Origin of the sequence: Aphanizomenon sp. UHCC 0183 (assembly GCF_009712065.1) — a bacterium.
GTDB classification, from domain to species: domain Bacteria; phylum Cyanobacteriota; class Cyanobacteriia; order Cyanobacteriales; family Nostocaceae; genus Dolichospermum; species Dolichospermum heterosporum.
Genome location: NZ_VILC01000092.1, coordinates 1 through 17,705, shown reverse-complemented (window position 1 = coordinate 17,705; position 17,705 = coordinate 1). Strand labels below are relative to the sequence as shown.

At 35.5% G+C, this 17,705-nt stretch carries 21 protein-coding genes and 2 pseudogenes; 12 read left to right on the top strand and 11 right to left on the bottom strand.

Annotated features, from left to right (window positions below; genetic code table 11):
- Nucleotides 1-269 precede the first annotated feature (269 nt).
- Nucleotides 270-1,067, bottom strand: a complete 798-nt coding sequence (surE, locus tag FJR37_RS21760) for a 5'/3'-nucleotidase SurE (protein WP_027400770.1) — start codon at nt 1,065-1,067, stop codon at nt 270-272.
- A 184-nt stretch (nt 1,068-1,251) separates the two neighbouring features.
- On the opposite strand from surE, the gene pheS reads away from it, so the two are divergent.
- Nucleotides 1,252-2,244 carry a phenylalanine--tRNA ligase subunit alpha gene (gene pheS / locus FJR37_RS21755; RefSeq protein ID WP_027400769.1) on the top strand — a complete coding sequence of 331 codons (993 nt, stop codon included), beginning with the start codon at nt 1,252-1,254 and terminating at the stop codon, nt 2,242-2,244.
- Between the two features lie 333 nt (nt 2,245-2,577).
- Here pheS and FJR37_RS21750 read toward each other — a convergent pair whose 3' ends face one another.
- Nucleotides 2,578-3,141: a Uma2 family endonuclease gene (locus FJR37_RS21750; protein WP_168467099.1), complete on the bottom strand. Its 564-nt coding sequence runs from the start codon at nt 3,139-3,141 to the stop codon at nt 2,578-2,580.
- A gap of 622 nt (nt 3,142-3,763) precedes the next feature.
- Between FJR37_RS21750 and proB the strand changes: the two genes are divergently transcribed.
- From proB to FJR37_RS21735, 3 genes and pseudogenes are all read left to right on the top strand, one after another.
- Nucleotides 3,764-4,873 carry a glutamate 5-kinase gene (gene proB, locus FJR37_RS21745; RefSeq protein ID WP_168467098.1) on the top strand — a complete coding sequence of 370 codons (1,110 nt, stop codon included), beginning with the start codon at nt 3,764-3,766 and terminating at the stop codon, nt 4,871-4,873.
- Nucleotides 4,874-4,963: 90 nt separating this feature from the next.
- Nucleotides 4,964-6,151 (top strand): FtsW/RodA/SpoVE family cell cycle protein, encoded by a 1,188-nt coding sequence (locus tag FJR37_RS21740; protein WP_168467097.1) that lies wholly within the window; start codon nt 4,964-4,966, stop codon nt 6,149-6,151.
- A 412-nt stretch (nt 6,152-6,563) separates the two neighbouring features.
- Nucleotides 6,564-6,815, top strand: a pseudogene (locus tag FJR37_RS21735) (element excision factor XisI family protein); the annotation flags it as partial.
- A gap of 41 nt (nt 6,816-6,856) precedes the next feature.
- Here the strand turns inward: FJR37_RS21735 and FJR37_RS21730 are convergent.
- From FJR37_RS21730 to FJR37_RS21720, 3 genes are all read right to left on the bottom strand, one after another.
- Nucleotides 6,857-7,309 (bottom strand): hypothetical protein, encoded by a 453-nt coding sequence (locus tag FJR37_RS21730; RefSeq protein ID WP_168467096.1) that lies wholly within the window; start codon nt 7,307-7,309, stop codon nt 6,857-6,859.
- On the bottom strand, nt 7,299-7,607 hold the full coding sequence (locus FJR37_RS21725; RefSeq protein ID WP_168467095.1) for a hypothetical protein: 309 nt from the start codon (nt 7,605-7,607) through the stop codon (nt 7,299-7,301). The genes FJR37_RS21730 and FJR37_RS21725 overlap by 11 nt, the downstream gene beginning before the upstream one ends.
- A gap of 82 nt (nt 7,608-7,689) precedes the next feature.
- Entirely contained in the window at nt 7,690-8,676 is a 987-nt protein-coding gene (locus FJR37_RS21720; RefSeq protein WP_168467094.1) for a transposase, read from the bottom strand.
- Between the two features lie 807 nt (nt 8,677-9,483).
- On the opposite strand from FJR37_RS21720, the gene FJR37_RS21715 reads away from it, so the two are divergent.
- A complete protein-coding gene (locus FJR37_RS21715) occupies nt 9,484-9,720 on the top strand; it encodes a hypothetical protein (protein ID WP_027400764.1) in 237 nt (78 codons plus the stop codon).
- 51 nt (nt 9,721-9,771) lie between these two features.
- On the opposite strand, the gene FJR37_RS21710 is transcribed toward FJR37_RS21715, so the two are convergent.
- Both FJR37_RS21710 and FJR37_RS21705 read right to left on the bottom strand, forming a co-directional pair.
- Nucleotides 9,772-10,038, bottom strand: a complete 267-nt coding sequence (locus FJR37_RS21710) for a type II toxin-antitoxin system RelE/ParE family toxin (RefSeq protein WP_039201778.1) — start codon at nt 10,036-10,038, stop codon at nt 9,772-9,774.
- Complete coding sequence (locus FJR37_RS21705) at nt 10,013-10,243, bottom strand: hypothetical protein (RefSeq protein ID WP_027400762.1); 231 nt, start codon at nt 10,241-10,243, stop codon at nt 10,013-10,015. Before FJR37_RS21705 ends, FJR37_RS21710 begins: the two co-directional genes overlap by 26 nt.
- A 521-nt stretch (nt 10,244-10,764) precedes the next feature.
- On the opposite strand from FJR37_RS21705, the gene FJR37_RS27830 reads away from it, so the two are divergent.
- The 4 genes from FJR37_RS27830 (at nt 10,765) to FJR37_RS21685 (ending at nt 11,867) form a co-directional block, all read left to right on the top strand.
- A complete protein-coding gene (locus FJR37_RS27830) occupies nt 10,765-10,851 on the top strand; it encodes a hypothetical protein (protein ID WP_168467107.1) in 87 nt (28 codons plus the stop codon).
- Nucleotides 10,852-10,933: 82 nt separating this feature from the next.
- Nucleotides 10,934-11,269 carry a XisI protein gene (locus tag FJR37_RS21695; RefSeq protein ID WP_168467093.1) on the top strand — a complete coding sequence of 112 codons (336 nt, stop codon included), beginning with the start codon at nt 10,934-10,936 and terminating at the stop codon, nt 11,267-11,269.
- Nucleotides 11,270-11,444: 175 nt separating this feature from the next.
- The gene (locus FJR37_RS21690) at nt 11,445-11,582 is read left to right on the top strand and encodes a hypothetical protein (protein ID WP_168467092.1); all 138 of its coding nucleotides are present in this window, start codon (nt 11,445-11,447) and stop codon (nt 11,580-11,582) included.
- A 51-nt stretch (nt 11,583-11,633) separates the two neighbouring features.
- Nucleotides 11,634-11,867, top strand: coding sequence for an alanine-tRNA synthetase second additional domain-containing protein (locus tag FJR37_RS21685; RefSeq protein WP_168467091.1), 234 nt, complete (start codon nt 11,634-11,636; stop codon nt 11,865-11,867).
- 112 nt (nt 11,868-11,979) lie between these two features.
- On the opposite strand, the gene FJR37_RS21680 is transcribed toward FJR37_RS21685, so the two are convergent.
- Entirely contained in the window at nt 11,980-12,315 is a 336-nt protein-coding gene (locus FJR37_RS21680; RefSeq protein WP_168467090.1) for a DUF5615 family PIN-like protein, read from the bottom strand.
- A complete protein-coding gene (locus tag FJR37_RS21675; protein ID WP_027400760.1) occupies nt 12,308-12,619 on the bottom strand; it encodes a DUF433 domain-containing protein in 312 nt (103 codons plus the stop codon). Before FJR37_RS21675 ends, FJR37_RS21680 begins: the two co-directional genes overlap by 8 nt.
- 391 nt (nt 12,620-13,010) lie before the next feature.
- On the opposite strand from FJR37_RS21675, the pseudogene eno reads away from it, so the two are divergent.
- From eno to FJR37_RS21660, 3 genes and pseudogenes are all read left to right on the top strand, one after another.
- Nucleotides 13,011-13,453, top strand: a pseudogene (gene eno, locus FJR37_RS21670) (phosphopyruvate hydratase); the annotation flags it as partial.
- Between the two features lie 33 nt (nt 13,454-13,486).
- Nucleotides 13,487-13,906, top strand: a complete 420-nt coding sequence (locus FJR37_RS21665) for an element excision factor XisH family protein (protein ID WP_027400758.1) — start codon at nt 13,487-13,489, stop codon at nt 13,904-13,906.
- A complete protein-coding gene (locus FJR37_RS21660; RefSeq protein WP_039201781.1) occupies nt 13,894-14,229 on the top strand; it encodes a XisI protein in 336 nt (111 codons plus the stop codon). The genes FJR37_RS21665 and FJR37_RS21660 overlap by 13 nt, the downstream gene beginning before the upstream one ends.
- Before the next feature lie 61 nt (nt 14,230-14,290).
- Here FJR37_RS21660 and FJR37_RS21655 read toward each other — a convergent pair whose 3' ends face one another.
- Both FJR37_RS21655 and FJR37_RS21650 read right to left on the bottom strand, forming a co-directional pair.
- Complete coding sequence (locus FJR37_RS21655; protein WP_168467089.1) at nt 14,291-16,828, bottom strand: nuclease domain-containing protein; 2,538 nt, start codon at nt 16,826-16,828, stop codon at nt 14,291-14,293.
- 14 nt (nt 16,829-16,842) lie between these two features.
- On the bottom strand, nt 16,843-17,705 hold an 863-nt coding region (locus FJR37_RS21650), incomplete at its 5' end, for a hypothetical protein (RefSeq protein ID WP_217355362.1).

The window sequence follows — 17,705 nt, the reverse complement described above, 5'->3', positions numbered from 1 at the left end:
CTTTTGCCAAATGACAAAAAACCCAGATGTGTAGGGGTTTAGCTCATGCTTTACCCCTACGTTTAGAATCAAACAATCAAGCCGTTTTGAGTATAGGACATGAAATAAAACTCCGTCCACAACAGGTTTTTACTCCTGACTCCTGCCATAGCTGTTTTTTTTCATAAGACCTCACGGTAAGTGGGAAACGAGCGCGTCTAAAGACACTGAGTTTTACGCTTACCGGATGTCTCTATAATTTTTTCTAGCTGAGATGAAAATGCCTCAATCTAGGGAAATTCAAATTCCCACCCAGATAGCTGATTAAGTCCATGCCCATAAGTCAAATTATATTGTAATGGAGTAATACTGATATATTTTTTTTGAATGGCATGAACATCAAGGGGAATGTGGGTTGGTAAGTTTAGTTCTATAGGTGGTTCTACATCTTCGATCACCTCTCCAGTTAACCAGTAGTAAGTTTTACCTCTGGGATCAGTTCGCTTATCAAAAACATCTACGTAACGTCGTACTCCTTGTCTGGTAAAAGTAACTCCAGCTATTTCTTCCCAAGATAGGGGGGGGACGTTGACATTCAGTAACATCAATTCTGGCAGTGGTTGGGCGGCAATTTTAGCAACTAGGATTTCGGCAAATTTAGCCGCTGTTTGAAAGTCTTTATGAGTATGACTGGTTAAACTAAAAGCAATACTAGGAATACCTTCGATGACTCCTTCCATGGCGGCAGAAACAGTCCCAGAGTAGAGGATTTCTGTCCCTAAATTTGCCCCTTGGTTAATTCCAGATAGCACTAGATCGGGTGGAGAATCTAATAAAGCCCATAATCCCAATTTTACACAATCTGAAGGCGTACCATCACAAGCCCAAGCCTTAATATGAGGATGAAAAACAGATTCTACTATTTCCGCGCGAATTGGTTGCAGTAAAGTTAATCCGTGTCCTGTTGCCGATCGCTCTCGATCTGGACAAACTACTGTCACTTCATGACCCGCTGCTGCTAAAGTGTTGGCTAGGGTACGAATACCCAAAGCAGAAATTCCATCATCATTGCTAACTAGTAATTTCATTTGTCAGTTGTCAGTTGTCAGTTGTCAGTTGTCAGTTGTCAGGAAGAAGGCAATAGGCAATAGGCAATAGGCAATAGGCAATAAATATTCTCCCTGCCCCCTGCCCCCTGCCCCCTGCCCCCTGCTTCCCTGTTCCCCGTCCCCTACTATAGACTAATGACTAATGACTAATCACCAATAACTAATGACTAGCAATTTAGAGGATCAACTTTTAGCATTACGGCAAGAAGGAGAAACAGCGATCGCCTCTGCTGATAGCCTAGAACGCCTAGAAGAACTTAGAGTCAACTATTTAGGCAAAAAAGGGCAATTGGGGGCGCTATTGCGAAGTATGGGGCAAATGAGCGCGGAAGAACGGCCTAAAATTGGAGCGATCGCTAACACAGTCAAAGAAGCTATTCAAAACAGCCTTGACCAGCAACGCACAACCCTAGAAGCTGCTCAAATTCAGGTACAGCTAGAGGCGGAAACCATAGATGTCACCATGCCCGGTATTTACCGTCCCCAAGGTCGGATTCATCCCCTCAATGGCATTATTGACCAAACCCTAGATATCTTTGTCGGCATGGGTTACACCGTTGCCCAAGGATCAGAAATGGAAACAGATTACTACAATTTTGAAGCACTTAACACCCCCCCAGATCATCCAGCCCGTGATATGCAAGATACCTTCTATTTACCAGATGGTAATTTATTACGGACTCATACTTCCTCAGTGCAAATTCGCTACATGGAAAAGGAAGAACCACCCATTCGAGTTGTTGCCCCAGGTCGAGTATATCGCAGAGATGATGTAGATGCGACCCACTCAGCAGTTTTTCATCAAATCGAACTTTTAGCTATAGATGAAGGACTAACTTTTACAGACCTGAAAGGAACTGTCAAAATCTTTTTACAATCAATATTTGGTGACTTACCAATTCGCTTTCGTGCCAGTTATTTCCCTTTTACTGAACCTTCGGCAGAAGTAGATTTACAGTGGAAAGGACGTTGGTTAGAAGTCATGGGTTGCGGAATGGTTGACCCCAATGTTTTAAAATCTGTCGGTTATGACCCCGAAGTTTATAGCGGCTTTGCTGCTGGTTTTGGTGTAGAACGTTTTGCTATGGTATTACACCAAATTGATGATATTCGCCGTTTATATAACAGCGATTTGCGCTTCTTACAACAATTTTAATATCCAGGTGGGCATAAGTTCTGCCTGGGAATGATAGCGAAGCGTGGCGTTAGCCATATTCCCAGTCTCATAGCAAAAGTTGTCTTTTGATGACTAAATAATCTTGAGTCTACTTTAGGGATCACCAAAAAATAAATTACCCAATTTTGTGGGATGGGCATCCTGCCTGTCCTTGGTAATTAGCGGGCAAGATGCCCGCACCACAAGAAACTTTTGGGGATTTTTTTAATTGGAAGTCCCTTAGTAGACTTTGGTTATTAGCCCTGACATTCATTTCTGGGCGGGGTTTACCCGCCCTTGATAAAGTTTCTCATCCCCCTTTCCTTGCTACAGTTATGAACCAAAACTCAACCAACCAAAAATTTCCTTAACTGTTAATTCTAAATTTATATTTTCCAAAATTGGTAATTTATCATCACCTTCATATATTTCAATTTTTTGTCCAGGAAATACAGCCAATACACTTTCTTCTTCTGGGTTTAATAACCAAGCTAACTCAGTTCCATGTCGGGAACAATGCAATAATTTTGTTAATACTTTTTTCTGTAGTTGTTCAGGAGAAAGAATCTCTATTACCCAGTCAGGATGAATTTCAAAGCGGTTAGCAATTTTCCCAGATTCAGTTGTGGGAATTCTCTCCCACCGGAACACCGCAATATCAGGAACAATGGTACTACCACAAAAAATACAGCGTAGTTCGGAGAAAGCTATAGCAATTTTTTGACTTCTGGTTAGTCCATTGACAACTTCAATAAAAGTAGTCTGAATTAAGCTATGTTCACCCTGTGGCATAGGTTTTTGTAGGATTTCCCCCTTAATAAATTCTGATGCTGGTTTAGTTTCTGGTAACTTGAGAAAATCTTCTAGTGTAATCTGGCGTTCAGTGGCTATAGTCATAATTGGTAACTAAGTAGGTGGACAAAATAAAACCGAGGGGTATTGCGTTTTGTAAAATGGCTAAAACTCAATCAGAGTCTCGCATTGAGACAACTTTACATATCGTTAGATACCTTTAAATTTTTCTGTTAACCTACTTAGAAAGCATAGTTATATTATCAACGATAACCATACCTTCGCCATTTTTTTTGCAGGTTGGATGAAGCGGCAGCGCAATTATATTGGAATGTTTCTTGGTTCTACAATACACATTTTGTTTATCTCACGTCTACCTACTTAGTACCGCTAGGCGAAAATCAAAAGTCAAAGGTCAAAACGAAGACGGTATAAGCTTTTGGGAGATTTATAGTGGTTGGTTTATTTTCGCCGTGCTGTATTAATAGTTTTAAGATACAAATCTTTACAAAGATTTATCATTCGTCAGGAAAGTAAATCTAAAGAAATAGTTAAGGAATTATCAAATTCGCAAAAAATCAGAGATTATTAATTTCAATAACATCAGGGTCAGCCTAAAAAGACCCTAGCACATAATAGATAAATATAAACCCGTACAGCGCCAACCTTCACCATAGAGGGATTGGCGCTGTATAATTTTTTGGGAATAACAACTGACCACTAACTAATGACCAAAACAATTGTTGTTAAAATCGGTACTTCTAGCCTTACTCAACCAGAAACAGGACAATTAGCCCTTTCTAGTATTGCTACTTTAGCGGAAACCCTCTGTGATTTGAGACGACAGGGACATCGGGTAATTTTAGTTTCTTCTGGCGCGGTGGGAGTCGGTTGTGCGCGGTTAGGGTTAACGGAACGTCCCAAAACTATAGCTTTAAAACAGGCTGTAGCAGCAGTTGGACAGGGTAGATTAATGCGTATATATGATGATTTATTTAGTATTCTCCAACAACCAATTGCTCAAGTATTATTAACTAGGGCAGATTTGGTACAACGTAGCCGCTATCTGAATGCTAATAATACTTTTCAAGAATTACTAGGTTTGGGAGTAATTCCTATAGTTAATGAAAATGATACAGTAGCGGTAGAAGAATTAAAATTTGGGGATAATGATACCCTGTCTGCATTAGTAGCTAGTTTAGTAGAAGCAGATTGGTTATTTTTATTAACGGATGTTGATAGATTATATTCAGCCGATCCTCGTTCCGTACCCGATGCTAAACCAATTAGTTTAGTTAGTAGTATGCAAGAACTGACAGATTTACAGATTCAAACTGGTGGACAGGGTTCTCAATGGGGGACTGGAGGGATGATGACTAAAATTTCGGCAGCGAGAATTGCGATCGCTGCTGGTATCCGTACAGTCATTACTCAAGGACAGTTTCCCCGAAACATTGAAAAAATTATTCAAGGGGAACTGATTGGTACACATTTTGCACCGCAACCAGAACCAACCTCAGCCCGCAAACGTTGGATAGCCTATGGTTTGATTCCTGGAGGAAAATTATATTTAGACGAGGGGGCGATCGCTGCCGTTGTCAAAGCGGGAAAATCCTTACTAGCAGCGGGAATTAAAGCCATAGAAGGGGAATTTGACAATCAAGAAGCGGTGCAATTGTGTGATAGTAATGGTGATGAAATTGCTAGAGGATTAGTGAATTATAATAGTGAAGAATTGCAGAAAATTTGCGGACGACATTCACGGGAAATCCCATCAATTCTGGGTTATGGAGGCGCAGATACTGTGATTCACCGAGATAACTTAGTTTTAATTTAAATACAGCATTTCTTGTAGCAGGGGCGGGGTTTCCCCACCCAGGAGTCAGGAGAAGAAAGAAGAAAATCACCAATTACCAATTACCAAATTGTGAATCTACTCCGTTTAATCCCAATTTTTGATAATTCTGTTTCTAGCTGGGGTTTAGAAGCCCGATTGTTGCGCTGGATAACATTAACGTGGATGTTTATTGGCTTAATCATCCTCTTTTCCGCATCCTATCCCGTTGCTGATGCCCGTCATGGTGACGGTTTGTATTATTTTAAACGGCAAATTCTTTGGGCTATAGCTTCCTTAATTATTTTCAACATCATTGTTAATCTGCCATTGCGAAAAATCTTGGGTGTATCTCATTGGTTTTTAATATTTTTTCTGATGCTGATTTTTCTGACATTAATACCAGGATTAGGAAAAAAAGCCTTTGATGCTGCTAGGTGGATAGCCATTGGCCCCATTCCTATCCAACCATCAGAATTAATTAAACCCTTTTTAGTTTTACAAAGCGCCACACTTTTTGGCCAGTGGGAAAAACGACCTTGGGGAATTCGTTTATCTTGGTTGGGTGTTTTTGGTCTTGTGCTTTTAGGAATTCTTGCCCAACCTAACTTAAGTACCACAGCACTTTGCGGCATGACAATTTGGTTCATTGCCTTAGCAGCAGGAATACCATATAAATATTTGGGAGGAACAGCCTTTGGTGGTCTGCTTTTAGCATTACTCAGTATTAGTATCAAAGAATATCAACGTAAACGCATTATGTCCTTTATGAATCCTTGGGGGGATGCCACAGGAGATGGTTATCAGTTAGTACAAAGTTTATTAGCCGTAGGTTCAGGGCAAACTTGGGGGTCGGGATTTGGACTTTCTCAACAAAAGTTATTCTATTTACCAATTCAAGATACTGATTTTATCTTCGCAATTTTTTCCGAAGAATTTGGTTTTATTGGCGGTATTTTACTCTTGCTAATGTTAGCAATATTTGCCACTTTAGGATTAATTATTGCCCTTAAATCCAAAAATCTCACGTCCAAATTAGTAGCAATTGGTGTAGTAGTTGTTATGGTTGGCCAATCACTATTACATATTGGTGTAACTACAGGTGCGTTACCAACTACAGGCTTACCTTTACCTATGTTTAGTTATGGTGGTAATTCGATGGTTGCTAGTTTGGTATCTTCTGCGTTATTAATTCGAGTAGCTAGGGAGGGTAGCGAAGCAGAAGTAGTCCCTTTACGAAGAACACAGTCTGAACCTCGGACAAGAAGACGATTTCTTTAGCGTAAAACATCTATCCCGCAAAGAACTCAAGTCATCTCATTCCCAGTCTCTGACTGGGAATAAATTCTAGAAGGCTCTGACTTCAATGATATTAGAGGCAGAGCCTCATTAACTGCATTCCTAGTCAGAGACTAGGAACTCAACAGCAGATTAATTACATTATTTTTGATCCAATTCAGGAGGTAATTGTACAATGGATAAGTTAGGAAAATACAGAAGAATTATAATTAGTATTGTTGCAAATCACGCCAAGTAAGTAATTGGACAAAAATATTTACAGTCATTGCGAGCGAAGGGAAGCAATCACAACCCTTGCGATTGCTTCATTTCACTTTGTTCCTTATGGCTAACGCCACGCTGCGCTAACGCAATGACATTATGTAATTAATTCTGTCTCACTACTTATAAACCTAGTCATGGAAAAATTGAGGCTTTATGTATTTCTGATCAAGAATCTGATAATTATTTGTTAATGGTTACAGGTTGGGTTCATGCAGTGGTGTTTCATTTGCGAATTATTGATGGTAAAATCTGCATTGAAGGGGATGGTACAGAAAGGGGGATAACTGGGGAATTATTGGAATTAGGAGTAGGAAAGGATGATATTATTTTAGGGTTTATTCGTCCTGAATATCGCCAGTTTACAGATTTTTTTGTGGCTTAAAATAAAGTGTGAAATAGAATAATAAGTTTTGGGAATAATAATTATGATAAATACTTATTCACAAATTCTTGAGGAGTTAAACATTCAAACTCTTTTGTTTCTTGAACTAAACAACGAATTAGTTTATAATTAGCAGAAACAAAACATTGAGTTTCACCCTTACTAGCAGTTAAATAAACTCCAATATCTTCACGAGGAATTAATCCTAACTCTTCTATTTTGAGCCATTCCTCAGAAGTAAAATTGACATAAATAACCTGTAATTGCTGCCAAATCCGAGCAACAATTTGACTACCCCAATCTTTATTATATAAACGTTTAGATACTCGTAAGATTTGATCTAATAATTCTTCTGAAACGATAACTTCTACAGATGAAGATTGTAAAAAACCAACTGATTCTAATATTTTTCTTTCATAACTATCCTGATTAGCAACACCAATAATATAAATATTAGTGTCTAAAAATAGACGTTGAGGGATATCATAACTCATTGCGATGCTGTGCTTTTAATAAATGTTCTTCAGCTATTTCTCTTTTTACATCTTGAATTAAATTAATAATTTGCTCATGGGAATTATATCCTGTATTATCTAAGGAATCTTTTACCTGTGCTGCTAATATTTCTAGGGGAATTAATGTTTGTTCCTGAGAGTTTTCTCGGACATTTTTGGTAACAGCTTGTGTTAAAATTAGTTTTAACTCAGTCTCTAGAGTCCGTCCATGTTGTTCTGCTTGATATCTGAGATTTTCGACTAGGTTGGGTTCTAAGTTATCTAGAATTATTTTCATATTTCATACATAGCTTGGGATAGGTTTATATTATAGCATTTTTCATGATTATATCTCAACGCGGTAGATACTGTCTTGAAAGTCAAGTGGTGGGAGAAAGAAAATTAGGGTCAAAAGCGGTCTGAGACTTGAGAACACCAAAAACTTGGCGTAAAAGCTTGTGCATGGCTGCACCAATAACAGACTTTTTAGATTTACCTTTAGCCAAAAGACGTTCACAGAAGGAGTGAATCAAAGGATTATAGCGACGAGCAACAATCGCAGGCATAAAAAGAGCCTGACGCAAACGGGAATTGCCAATTTTAGACAAACGAGGTTTGCCATGAACGGAAGAACCAGAAGAAAACTCTTGAGGAGTAAGCCCCGCAAAAGCAGCCAATTGGTCAGCACTGTCGAAAGCAGAAATATCACGAATTTCTGCAAGAATCACAGTAGCAGTCAGTTCAGCAATGCCAGGAATGGAAGTTAATAAATCCCGTTGCGCCTTGAGATGAGGGTGATTGTGAAAGTGATCACGAATCAGATTCCTAGTGGTCTGAATTTGCTCATGGAGAAAATCAACATGAGCCGTAATTGCCTCAACTAAAATAGGGTCAACAGTTTCTAGGCGATTTTGCTCCTGTTGGCGCATGGCATTTAGGTGATCCAGACGGTGTACCAAAGCTTGTAGTTGTTCCACCTCTAAAGCCGGTGGTGTCCAAGGTGCAGGCTGTAAGGCAACACAAAATCTAGCAATCACTTTGGCATCAGCACGGTCAGTTTTTGTGCGACTTAATTCACTACGTCCAAAGGATTTGGTTCGTGATGGATTAACAATGCTGACTTTGTATCCAGCCGCTACCAAGAATCTGGCTAGGGCATTACCGTAAATGCTCGTAGCTTCCATACAGGCATGGAGATTAGTTACTCCCTGGCTGATTAGCCAGGCTTGCAATTCGGTAAATCCTTCCAGGTCATTGGTAAATACCTGACTTTTAATTTTCTCTTGTCCTCGGAGTAATGCCACATCAAATTTGGCTTTACTGATATCAATTCCTAATACATCTATCTCTGTACTTATACTTATCATAAGATTGGTATCTTGATTCTAAAGGGCTGCTTCAGTTAGCAATTAGTGGTGATAAACTATCCTTGTAAATGCAGGTTTACCCTTTGGCGGGCGACCTCTGATACTGTCCAGTTTTAACTGGTTCCACTGTTTAGGCATAGATGACTCGATCTACGTTGCGGGCTTGGTGTCCCTAGGGGTTTAACGAGTTTCTCTCTGCCTTTTGCTTCCGTTGCTTGAGTTAAGATTTTACTCTTTTCTCTCCTTATTAAGATACAAGGGGTTTAGCAATGCTCATTGGTGTCAACTTAACGTAAAACCTTTAGCCCGCCTGGGAATGATAGCGTAGCGTGGCGTTAGCCATATTCCCAGTCTAATAGCAGAAGTCATCTGAAGATGACTAAATAACCCGGAAATTTTTGAGTAAACTTTAGTTTACTTTCGCTATTAGCCCGGAAATGAATTTCCGGGCGGGTGTGGAAGCAAACAGATAAGCCATTTTTAACTTTTTTTACTTAAGTTGACACCAATGAGCTTTTGCTTTACCCCTATCTTAAAAATCAATGCACCTTACACGACTACTTTACTCAAGTGAAGCTTTTCTTTGAGTAAGTAGGTGAACAGAAAAATTTAAAGGTATATAACGGTATGTAAAGTTGTCTCAATGCGAGATTCTGATTGGGTTTCAGCCATTTTACAAAACGCAATACCCCTCATTTTTATTTTGTTTACCTACTTATACTCTTGTTCATTAATTAAACCACGCTCAAGGGCAATTTTCAAACTATACAATTTCTCAAAATTGTTGACTTTTTTATTTAATTTAACTTGAGTCAAGTATTTAATAGATTATCATCTATAGAACAGCAAATTGTTCTAGCATTAAGTAAATTTAATCAACCTGCATCGAGAGAAGATATAAAACAAAACTTAGACTTATCATCAATGCAATTGATTAATGGCTTACAATCTTTAAAACAACGATATTTACTGAAAACAGTTGTCCAAGAAAAAGTTTTATTTAATTTATCTGCTGTATTTAAAGAGTATTTACAAATGAGATAAGTTAAGGTGGGAAGGGACGAATATTTATTGCAGCTACTCATAAACTCTACTTCAATGTGCAATCAGCAAAATAGTTACCAGTTTTGAATTATCATCAATTTCATAAATCACTCGATAGTCACCCACTCGATAACGATAATAACCTGAGAATTCACCTTTCAGTGCTTTTATATTAGGATAATTACGCGGCTCAATCTTTAAAATTTCAAAACATCTGTCTAACTTCTTTTGTAAAGTAGCAGAAGCAGATTCAAAAAAATCTTGAGCATCAATGCCAATAACAACCGTATAGTTAATATTTTCGTTTAAGTTGCTCAACAGAAATTACCTTACCTTCTTTAACATTTTCTTTCGCTTTAGCAAAATCTTCTTTAAATCCTTGAATTTTCAATAACTCTTCAGTAGCATCATTATCTTGTCTATCTGCCAAATACGCCAAAAAATCAACAGCCACTAATAATCTTTCTGGTGACAGTTTATCAACATATTCTTGAATTTGTTGACGAATTTCTACTGTATTCATAAATAATCTTTGCTATTTTCTGAAAATTATAACATACAAAAATGTAGAAATATCTGTCTGAATCAGGATATCCAGAATTTGAGGATTGTCAGGATTTTGTACCTAAATATTAAAAATAGCAACTAATTTCTTCAGAAACAGTCAAGCAGTATAAATAATCCTGTACATCCTTTAATCCTGAGCATCCTGATTCAGACAAAATAAAGTATCAATAAATAATCCTGTACATCCTTTAATCCTGTAAATCCCGATTCTGACAAATTCCATGTTTTCTTTCATACTCAGGGAACATTATCACCCGTCGTGATTGGAAATCTTCTTTAATGTCAGCCGATTTTCCCCCAGAAACACATAAACTAGCGATTGGGTTATTAGTAAACTGTAAAGGTTAAACCCTGACGACATACTCAAAATCAAGGACAAACCACGAATGACAAAATACCTAGACACCGCTATTGAAGCCATTATCTCCCGCGAAATCCTTAATTACAGAATTAGAAAAAACATTAGGATAATATAATATTTATGTTAGTTTAATAAAAAGAATTAATCCAGAACGTAAATTATATTTAGCAATTCCTGAAGCTGCTTATCAAGACTTTTTCTAAAACCAGCTATTCAAGATATTTTAAGTGATCAACAGCAGATTAATTACATTATTTTTGATCCAATTCAGGAGGTAATTTTACAATGGATAAGTTAGAGAAATACAGAAGAATTATAATTAGTGTTGTTGGAAATCACGCTAAGTATAAACCTAGTCATGGAAAAATTCAGCCTTTATCTATTTGTGATCAAGAATCTGATAATTATTTATTAATGGATACAGGTTGGGATAAAACAGGTAGAGTTCATGCAGTGGTGTTTCATCTGCGAATTATTGATGGGAAAATCTGCATTGAATGGGATGGTACAGAAAGGGGAATAACTGCGGAATTATTGGAATTAGGAGTAGGAAAGGATGATATTATTTTAGGGTTTATTCGTCCTGAATATCGGCAGTTTACAGATTTTTCTTTGGCTTAATTTTGGATTTTCGCTTTTTCTACTTTCTCAACTTGCTTGGGTGCTTCCATTTCGTTGAATAGTCGGATAGCTTCATTAAAGTTGGTGTTGCTGTTTTCGGTTTCACCCATTTTTTGATATTCTCATTCAAATTAACCACATTGTAAAGGATAAACCTGATTTTGAAATTGGAAGTATGGTTATGCTGCGTGTTGATGAAGAATGGCGTTTTCAGCAAATGTCTTTACATTCCGCAGGTCATATATTAGCTGCTTTAGTGGAAAAAATTGAACCCAACCTAAAAGCAGTCCAAGGACATCACTTTCCTGGATAAGCTAAAGTCACATTTATAGGTAGTCCAATTGATGAAAATAAGTTAAAGCTAATGCTAGAGGAAAAACTTGATGAAGTAATTAGAAATAGTATGCCACTGAAAATAGTTCATGAAGCAGGAGTCCGTAAATTGGATGTTGGTGGTTTAGCAAAAGAAGCTTGTGGAGGAACACATTTGACTAATGCTAATCAAATTAGTTCCATTAAAATCCGAAATATTAAGAGTAAAAAACAAAAAACCCAAATTGGGTATGAAATAGTCACCACTCTAAATCAAAAGGGCTAAAAGATTAAGATTCTCTTCAGTAACGGTTAGCTCAATATTGAATATTGCCATATAGCGATCGCCCTCTAGCCTCTAGCCACATTGACTTCATAAGTGCGATCGCTTTCTTCATTCATAAATATTCAATTCTCCCAAACATCTCTTCAGGTGATAGCAACTCCCAAATTAATACTAAACCCTGAATAATCTGTCCAATAGATTTTATTTGCTGAGGACAATAAACAATTCCCAAGTGATTTGTATTGACTTGATGTAATCTCAAAAAATCCGTATCCTGAGTAAATATAACTCTTCCTTGAGATACCGAAAATTCTAATTGCAACTCATCAGATACCGCAATAAGTCCTTGTTCTGGAGTTGTCGTTACATCAATTCCTCTTTTACGAAGTCCACCAGCGATCGCACTACTGACATTTTCATCTAAATGAAATTTAATTTCTCTAACCATGACCTTTTTGAAGTTTTTGCTGTACTAAAGAAGGCGTTTGAGATTTCATCTCTTTAGCAAATATTTCATCTTCTTCTATATCTTTTCTAATTTCTTCTAGATGATCATAATAATAAGCCAATGCTGCATGAACCTCCGCTAAAGTAATACTGGGATAATGATAGACCATTTCATCTGGTGACATTCCCATGCGTTCATACCAAATAACGATATTTTGCACTTTAATTCGATGTCCAGCAATGCGAGGTTTACCACCGCATATCCCTGGTGTAATTTCAATATGATTAGTAATTACTGCTGTCATTTAATTTCTTTCCTTCTCTTTCCAAGAATGTATAAATTTGCAGGGTAACTTAAATCATTATACACTTTTTTATCTTACTCATAAATTCTACTGCGATGAGTAAATTGTAACACAAGCAGATTTAGAAATATATGTCTGATATGGCTACACTATCAGACAAAATAAATTATCAATAAATAATCCTGTACATCCTTTAATCCTATAAATCCTGATTCTGACAAATTCCATGTTTTCTTTCATACTCAGGGAACATTACCGCCCCTCATTACTGGAAATATTCTTTAATCTCAGCCGATTTTCCCCCAGAAACACATAAACTAGCGATTGGGTTATTAGTAAACTGTAAAGGTTAAACCCTGACGACATACTCAAAATCAAGGACAAACCACGAATGACAAAATACCTAGACACCGCTATTGAAGCCATTATCTCCCGCGAAATCCTTGACTCACGGGGAAGACCTACCCTAGAAGCAGAAGTACATTTAGCTGGTGGTGCAGTGGGACTCGCGCAAGTTCCTAGCGGCGCTTCCACAGGCACATTTGAGGTATTTCTTTAGCAGCAGCCAAAGCAGGTGCAGTAGCTTTGGATATTCCTCTCTATCGCTATTTGGGTGGACTTTTGGCGAATTTGCTTCCTGTACTCTTGATGAATGTGATCAACGGTGGGGCGCACGCATCCAATAACGTTGATTTTCAAGAGTTTATGATTGTTCCTATCGGTGCGCCTTCTTTTAAAGAAGCATTGCGTTGGGGTGCGGAAGTATTTGCGACTCTCAGCAAAGTGTTAGATGATAAGAGTTTGCTGACAGGTGTGGGTGATGAAGGTGGTTTTTGTTAGGCTAAAGTTAATATTCTTGATTTAGTAATGCCACAGTACGATTTATATCACAATCAAGTTAAAAATGCTCTAACCAAAGATGGATGGGTAATTACCGATGACCCCTTTATACTAGAATACAAAGGCTTGCGTTTATATGCTGATTTAGGAGCAGAAAAATTATTTGCTGCCCAGAAGATGCAGCAAAAGATTGTAATTGAAATAAAAGTTTTTAATAGCCCTTCTTTAATTACAGAATTAGAAAAAACATTAGGACAATATAATATTTATGTTAGTTTAATTAAAAGAATCAATCCAGAACGTAAATTATATTTAGCGATTCCTGAAGCTGCTTATCAAGACTTTTTTCTTAAACCAGCTATTCAAGATATTTTAAGTGATCAACAGCAGATTAATTACATTATTTTCGATCCAATTCAGGAGGTAATTGTACAATGGATAAGTTAGAAAAATACAGAAGAATTATAATTAGTATTGTTGGAAATCACGCTAAGTATAAACCTAGTCATGGAAAAATTGAGGCTTTATGTATTTGTGATCAAGAATCTGATAATTATTTGTTAATGGATACGGGTTGGGATAGAACAGGTAGAGTTCATGCAGTGGTGTTTCATCTGCGAATTATTGATGGTAAAATCTGCATTGAATGGGATGGTACGGAAAGGGGAATAACTGGGGAATTATTGGAATTAGGAGTAGGAAAGGATGATATTATTTTAGGGTTTATTCGTCCTGAATATCGGCAGTTTACAGATTTTTCTTTGGCTTAGGCTTAAAACACAGCCATTACTACGGTGCGTCAGATATCAAAAATCTATTTATCTGCCAATTTCACGGTTTATCTGCAAATGCCATACCGCAATTGGGACAATGAATATCAAAGCTACTCCAAACAGATGTTTTATGATAGTCCCAATAATAGCCATGTTTAAATAGTTTTGTATGACACTTCCAGCAATAGTCTAAGTGTATTTGGTGTCCACATTCTTTTGATTTACAAGTTGCCGTGTAATAAAATTTGTTTTCACCCCTTCTATGTGTGAGAATATCTATTTTTTTTCCGCCACAATTCAAACAAAATAAATCATTAGTAGGTTTTGGATCTATTGTATTTCCATCTTTTGCATTTTTATTACTTTCTAAAAGATACTCAAAAGCCATTCCAATTAATTTTTTTAGGTTATCTGTAAAATTTGGTTTGTGCATAATATATCCATATTTGTGAAATGGAAATGTAGGTTTTTGATCTTCTTCACCAAAATAAATTTTATCACCTCCATGATTTGTCATTTTTACTGGTTTCTTTTCACCAGTTAAATCATTACAGGGGTGTAAGATAAAAACATAATAATCCATGTCACTATATTTATCATTTAAATTTTTTATCTCATAATTCAAAGATTTTTTGTAATTATAATTTTTAAATTTAGCATCAAGTACAAGATAAATTTTTCTATCATTAATGGATATTTCCAGGATAAAATCAGGTCTTTTATTATTTGGGAGTGTTTTTTGATAATATAAAGTAATTGTTCTACCATTCAAATTTTCTTCAAAATTAATAGTTACCTGATTATTCAAGTTATTATTTTCAGGATTAATAACTTTTAGAAGTGTACGAGTATCCCGTGAGTTGTATTTAAACCCGTATGATTCTTTTAATGTCTTAATTATAGAAACTAAACACCACAATTCATAAATTTGAGGTATTTCTCTCATACCATAAGTTGTAGCTTTCTCATAAAGATCAAAAACTCCTAGATCTATTCCCTCAGATTCTAATATTTCTTTATATGAATTTAAAGCATTTCGATAACTTATATTTTGAATAAAAGTCATTGAAGGTGTAAAACCTTGAATATTTTGCCATTTAATAGTTTTAAAAAATGTCTTTCTTATTCTTTGTTCTATTAATGGTAATAATTTTTGTTGTTCTTTTACAAATTCATCTAAGTCTTTAATTTGCTTTTCAAGTTTTTTTATGTCATTTTCTAGAGTTCTGACTTGATTTTCTCTTTCTTTTATATCCTTTGATGTTAATATTTGAACCCAATTATTTGATTCTAATTTTTGTTTATTATTCAGTCGTTGATTTAATATATTTTTTTCAATTTCTGGTTCTATCCTTTTTATTCCTGTTATCGTAAACTGTGGGTAAATATTTCCTTTATCCACTCTAATATCACGATCTTTTATAAAAGAAAATTCAAATGTATATTTTTGTTCTTCTTCCAAATAATTTAAACACGCATAAGGAAAGTTGATTAGACAAAACGCTGTCTTATCGGTTTTGCACCAGAACCCACTATTGGATTTTTTATCTTTATATTTAATATATATACTTAGGGTATAAAATTTTTGTTGACTATCAAATGGCATATTACGACTAATGTTTTGCCATTCTTCCTCCATATTTTGCACTTTTTTTTCTTGCAATAAAATTTCTTCTATAATTTCTTCCCTGTTAACTGGAGGATTAGGATCATTTAAGACTTTAATTTTAGCCTTTTTATCGTTTATTTTATATTCCAAAGATTCTAACTGTTTCTTAGTATAATTAATATTATTTGAAACAATTTTATATATACTATTTAACATTAAACATAAATAGCGATTTTCATAAATATCGTAATTTTCAATAAATGTTTTTGAAGGTAAAACCCTAGCACTACCACCAATACTTACTAATTTTCTGTAAGTTTCAGCAATAGGTTTTACTTTCTCTATTTTCGCAATACCTTTTGATGTTAATAATTCAGATTTAGGTTTTTTTTCAATTGCATCATAAGCTTTTAGAAAATCAATAATTGATTTACTTTCTGAATAACAGAATATTTTATCATAGTATCTTAACTCTAATCTACTAGAAGTTATTTTTGATTTTTGGGAGGTGATTAAATTCCATAATTCACCCTCAAAATCATTTTTAAGTTGTTCAAAGTCAAAATCCAGAATGTTGCTATTTATATCAATTGAAATAAAATCTTTAATCTGCTTTAAATTGTCTAAAATGCCAATTTCAATTTTACCGATTGTATTTATAGAAGGACAATGATGATATCCAATTCCCCTTTGTCCTATCTCCCATTCTTCTCCTTTAATTATCCATAAATCATCTTTCAAATTAAAAAGAGGATCATGATATTTGCCATCACTACCTTTTAAAAATGGTGTGTGCGGTGTTTTTACACAAAATTGAAAATACTTACCATTCTCTTGAGTATAGAGAACAATATCATATTCATAAGTATTTATATTGCCAGGTTTTATTGTTGGTTTCAATGGCCTTACGCTTTTGGTGATACTTAAATATTTGTCGCGTGACTCCCATTCAATAGAAACCATTAAAACTTCAAAATCTTTCATCATGTCTTTCCTGTATATTATGCAAAAAAGTTAATTTGAGAATTATTTTCTGCGTGTTCGATCATTTCAGATAGGAATTTAATGGCGGGTTCACCTATTTCATCATGGTTATGATAGTCTGGATCGCTACGAGTATCATACTCTTCACCAAGAAGATCCCGTAAATATTCAAGCATATCTTTTAATACATCTAATTTAGTTTTGTCACTAGCATTTTTAGCCTTTTTTTCTGTATCAAATGATAAGCGCGGCAAGATTTTTTGAGTTATGATACTATTGAGAGAAATTTCATCAAAATAATTTCCATAAACATTCTTATTACATTCAGCATAGTTTAGAGATTGACGAATAGACCTAGCACCAAAGTCAATATTTAAAGGTAACAGAAATTTTTGATTTATTTCTTTTAAATTCCTACTAATGTAGGAATCATCCATTTTAGGGTATTCTTCCCTTTGAGAAAAAACAACTGGGTTCACATAAACCGGTGCTAACTTTAGATCATTCTTGTCAAAAAATCTTGTTACCTTTTCTTCATAAAGTAATGGATTCTCAAACTTTACAATATGTACACGATCTAATATCTTAGGTGAAAAGTAATTTGTGGTTTCATCAACATTAATAGCACCAATAAACCTGACATTATTAGGTATCTTGATAGTAGATGGAAATTTCAAAATATCCATTAAACGTCTTTTGGTTTTGGTGTGTAATTGCAAAAGCGATTCTTTCTCATTATTACCAAAAATTTCTAAAAAGCGCGTTCTTGCCTCATCATTGTTTAAAAAGTCCTGCCAAGATTTTATTTCAATATCCTTAGCACTGTTTTCAAGCAGGTTTAATAAAGTCTTAAATTCTGATATGAATAATTCTTCTTCAT

Coding starts and splice junctions, on each gene's coding strand:
- surE (WP_027400770.1), bottom strand. CDS start 1,067: ATGAAATTACTAGTTAGCAATGATGATGGAATTTCTGCTTTGGGTATT.
- pheS (WP_027400769.1), top strand. CDS start 1,252: ATGACTAGCAATTTAGAGGATCAACTTTTAGCATTACGGCAAGAAGGA.
- FJR37_RS21750 (WP_168467099.1), bottom strand. CDS start 3,141: ATGACTATAGCCACTGAACGCCAGATTACACTAGAAGATTTTCTCAAG.
- proB (WP_168467098.1), top strand. CDS start 3,764: ATGACCAAAACAATTGTTGTTAAAATCGGTACTTCTAGCCTTACTCAA.
- FJR37_RS21730 (WP_168467096.1), bottom strand. CDS start 7,309: ATGAGTTATGATATCCCTCAACGTCTATTTTTAGACACTAATATTTAT.
- FJR37_RS21725 (WP_168467095.1), bottom strand. CDS start 7,607: ATGAAAATAATTCTAGATAACTTAGAACCCAACCTAGTCGAAAATCTC.
- FJR37_RS21720 (WP_168467094.1), bottom strand. CDS start 8,676: ATGATAAGTATAAGTACAGAGATAGATGTATTAGGAATTGATATCAGT.
- FJR37_RS21705 (WP_027400762.1), bottom strand. CDS start 10,243: ATGAATACAGTAGAAATTCGTCAACAAATTCAAGAATATGTTGATAAA.
- FJR37_RS21695 (WP_168467093.1), top strand. CDS start 10,934: ATGGATAAGTTAGAGAAATACAGAAGAATTATAATTAGTGTTGTTGGA.
- FJR37_RS21690 (WP_168467092.1), top strand. CDS start 11,445: ATGGTTATGCTGCGTGTTGATGAAGAATGGCGTTTTCAGCAAATGTCT.
- FJR37_RS21685 (WP_168467091.1), top strand. CDS start 11,634: ATGCTAGAGGAAAAACTTGATGAAGTAATTAGAAATAGTATGCCACTG.
- FJR37_RS21680 (WP_168467090.1), bottom strand. CDS start 12,315: ATGGTTAGAGAAATTAAATTTCATTTAGATGAAAATGTCAGTAGTGCG.
- FJR37_RS21675 (WP_027400760.1), bottom strand. CDS start 12,619: ATGACAGCAGTAATTACTAATCATATTGAAATTACACCAGGGATATGC.
- FJR37_RS21665 (WP_027400758.1), top strand. CDS start 13,487: ATGCCACAGTACGATTTATATCACAATCAAGTTAAAAATGCTCTAACC.
- FJR37_RS21660 (WP_039201781.1), top strand. CDS start 13,894: ATGGATAAGTTAGAAAAATACAGAAGAATTATAATTAGTATTGTTGGA.
- FJR37_RS21655 (WP_168467089.1), bottom strand. CDS start 16,828: ATGATGAAAGATTTTGAAGTTTTAATGGTTTCTATTGAATGGGAGTCA.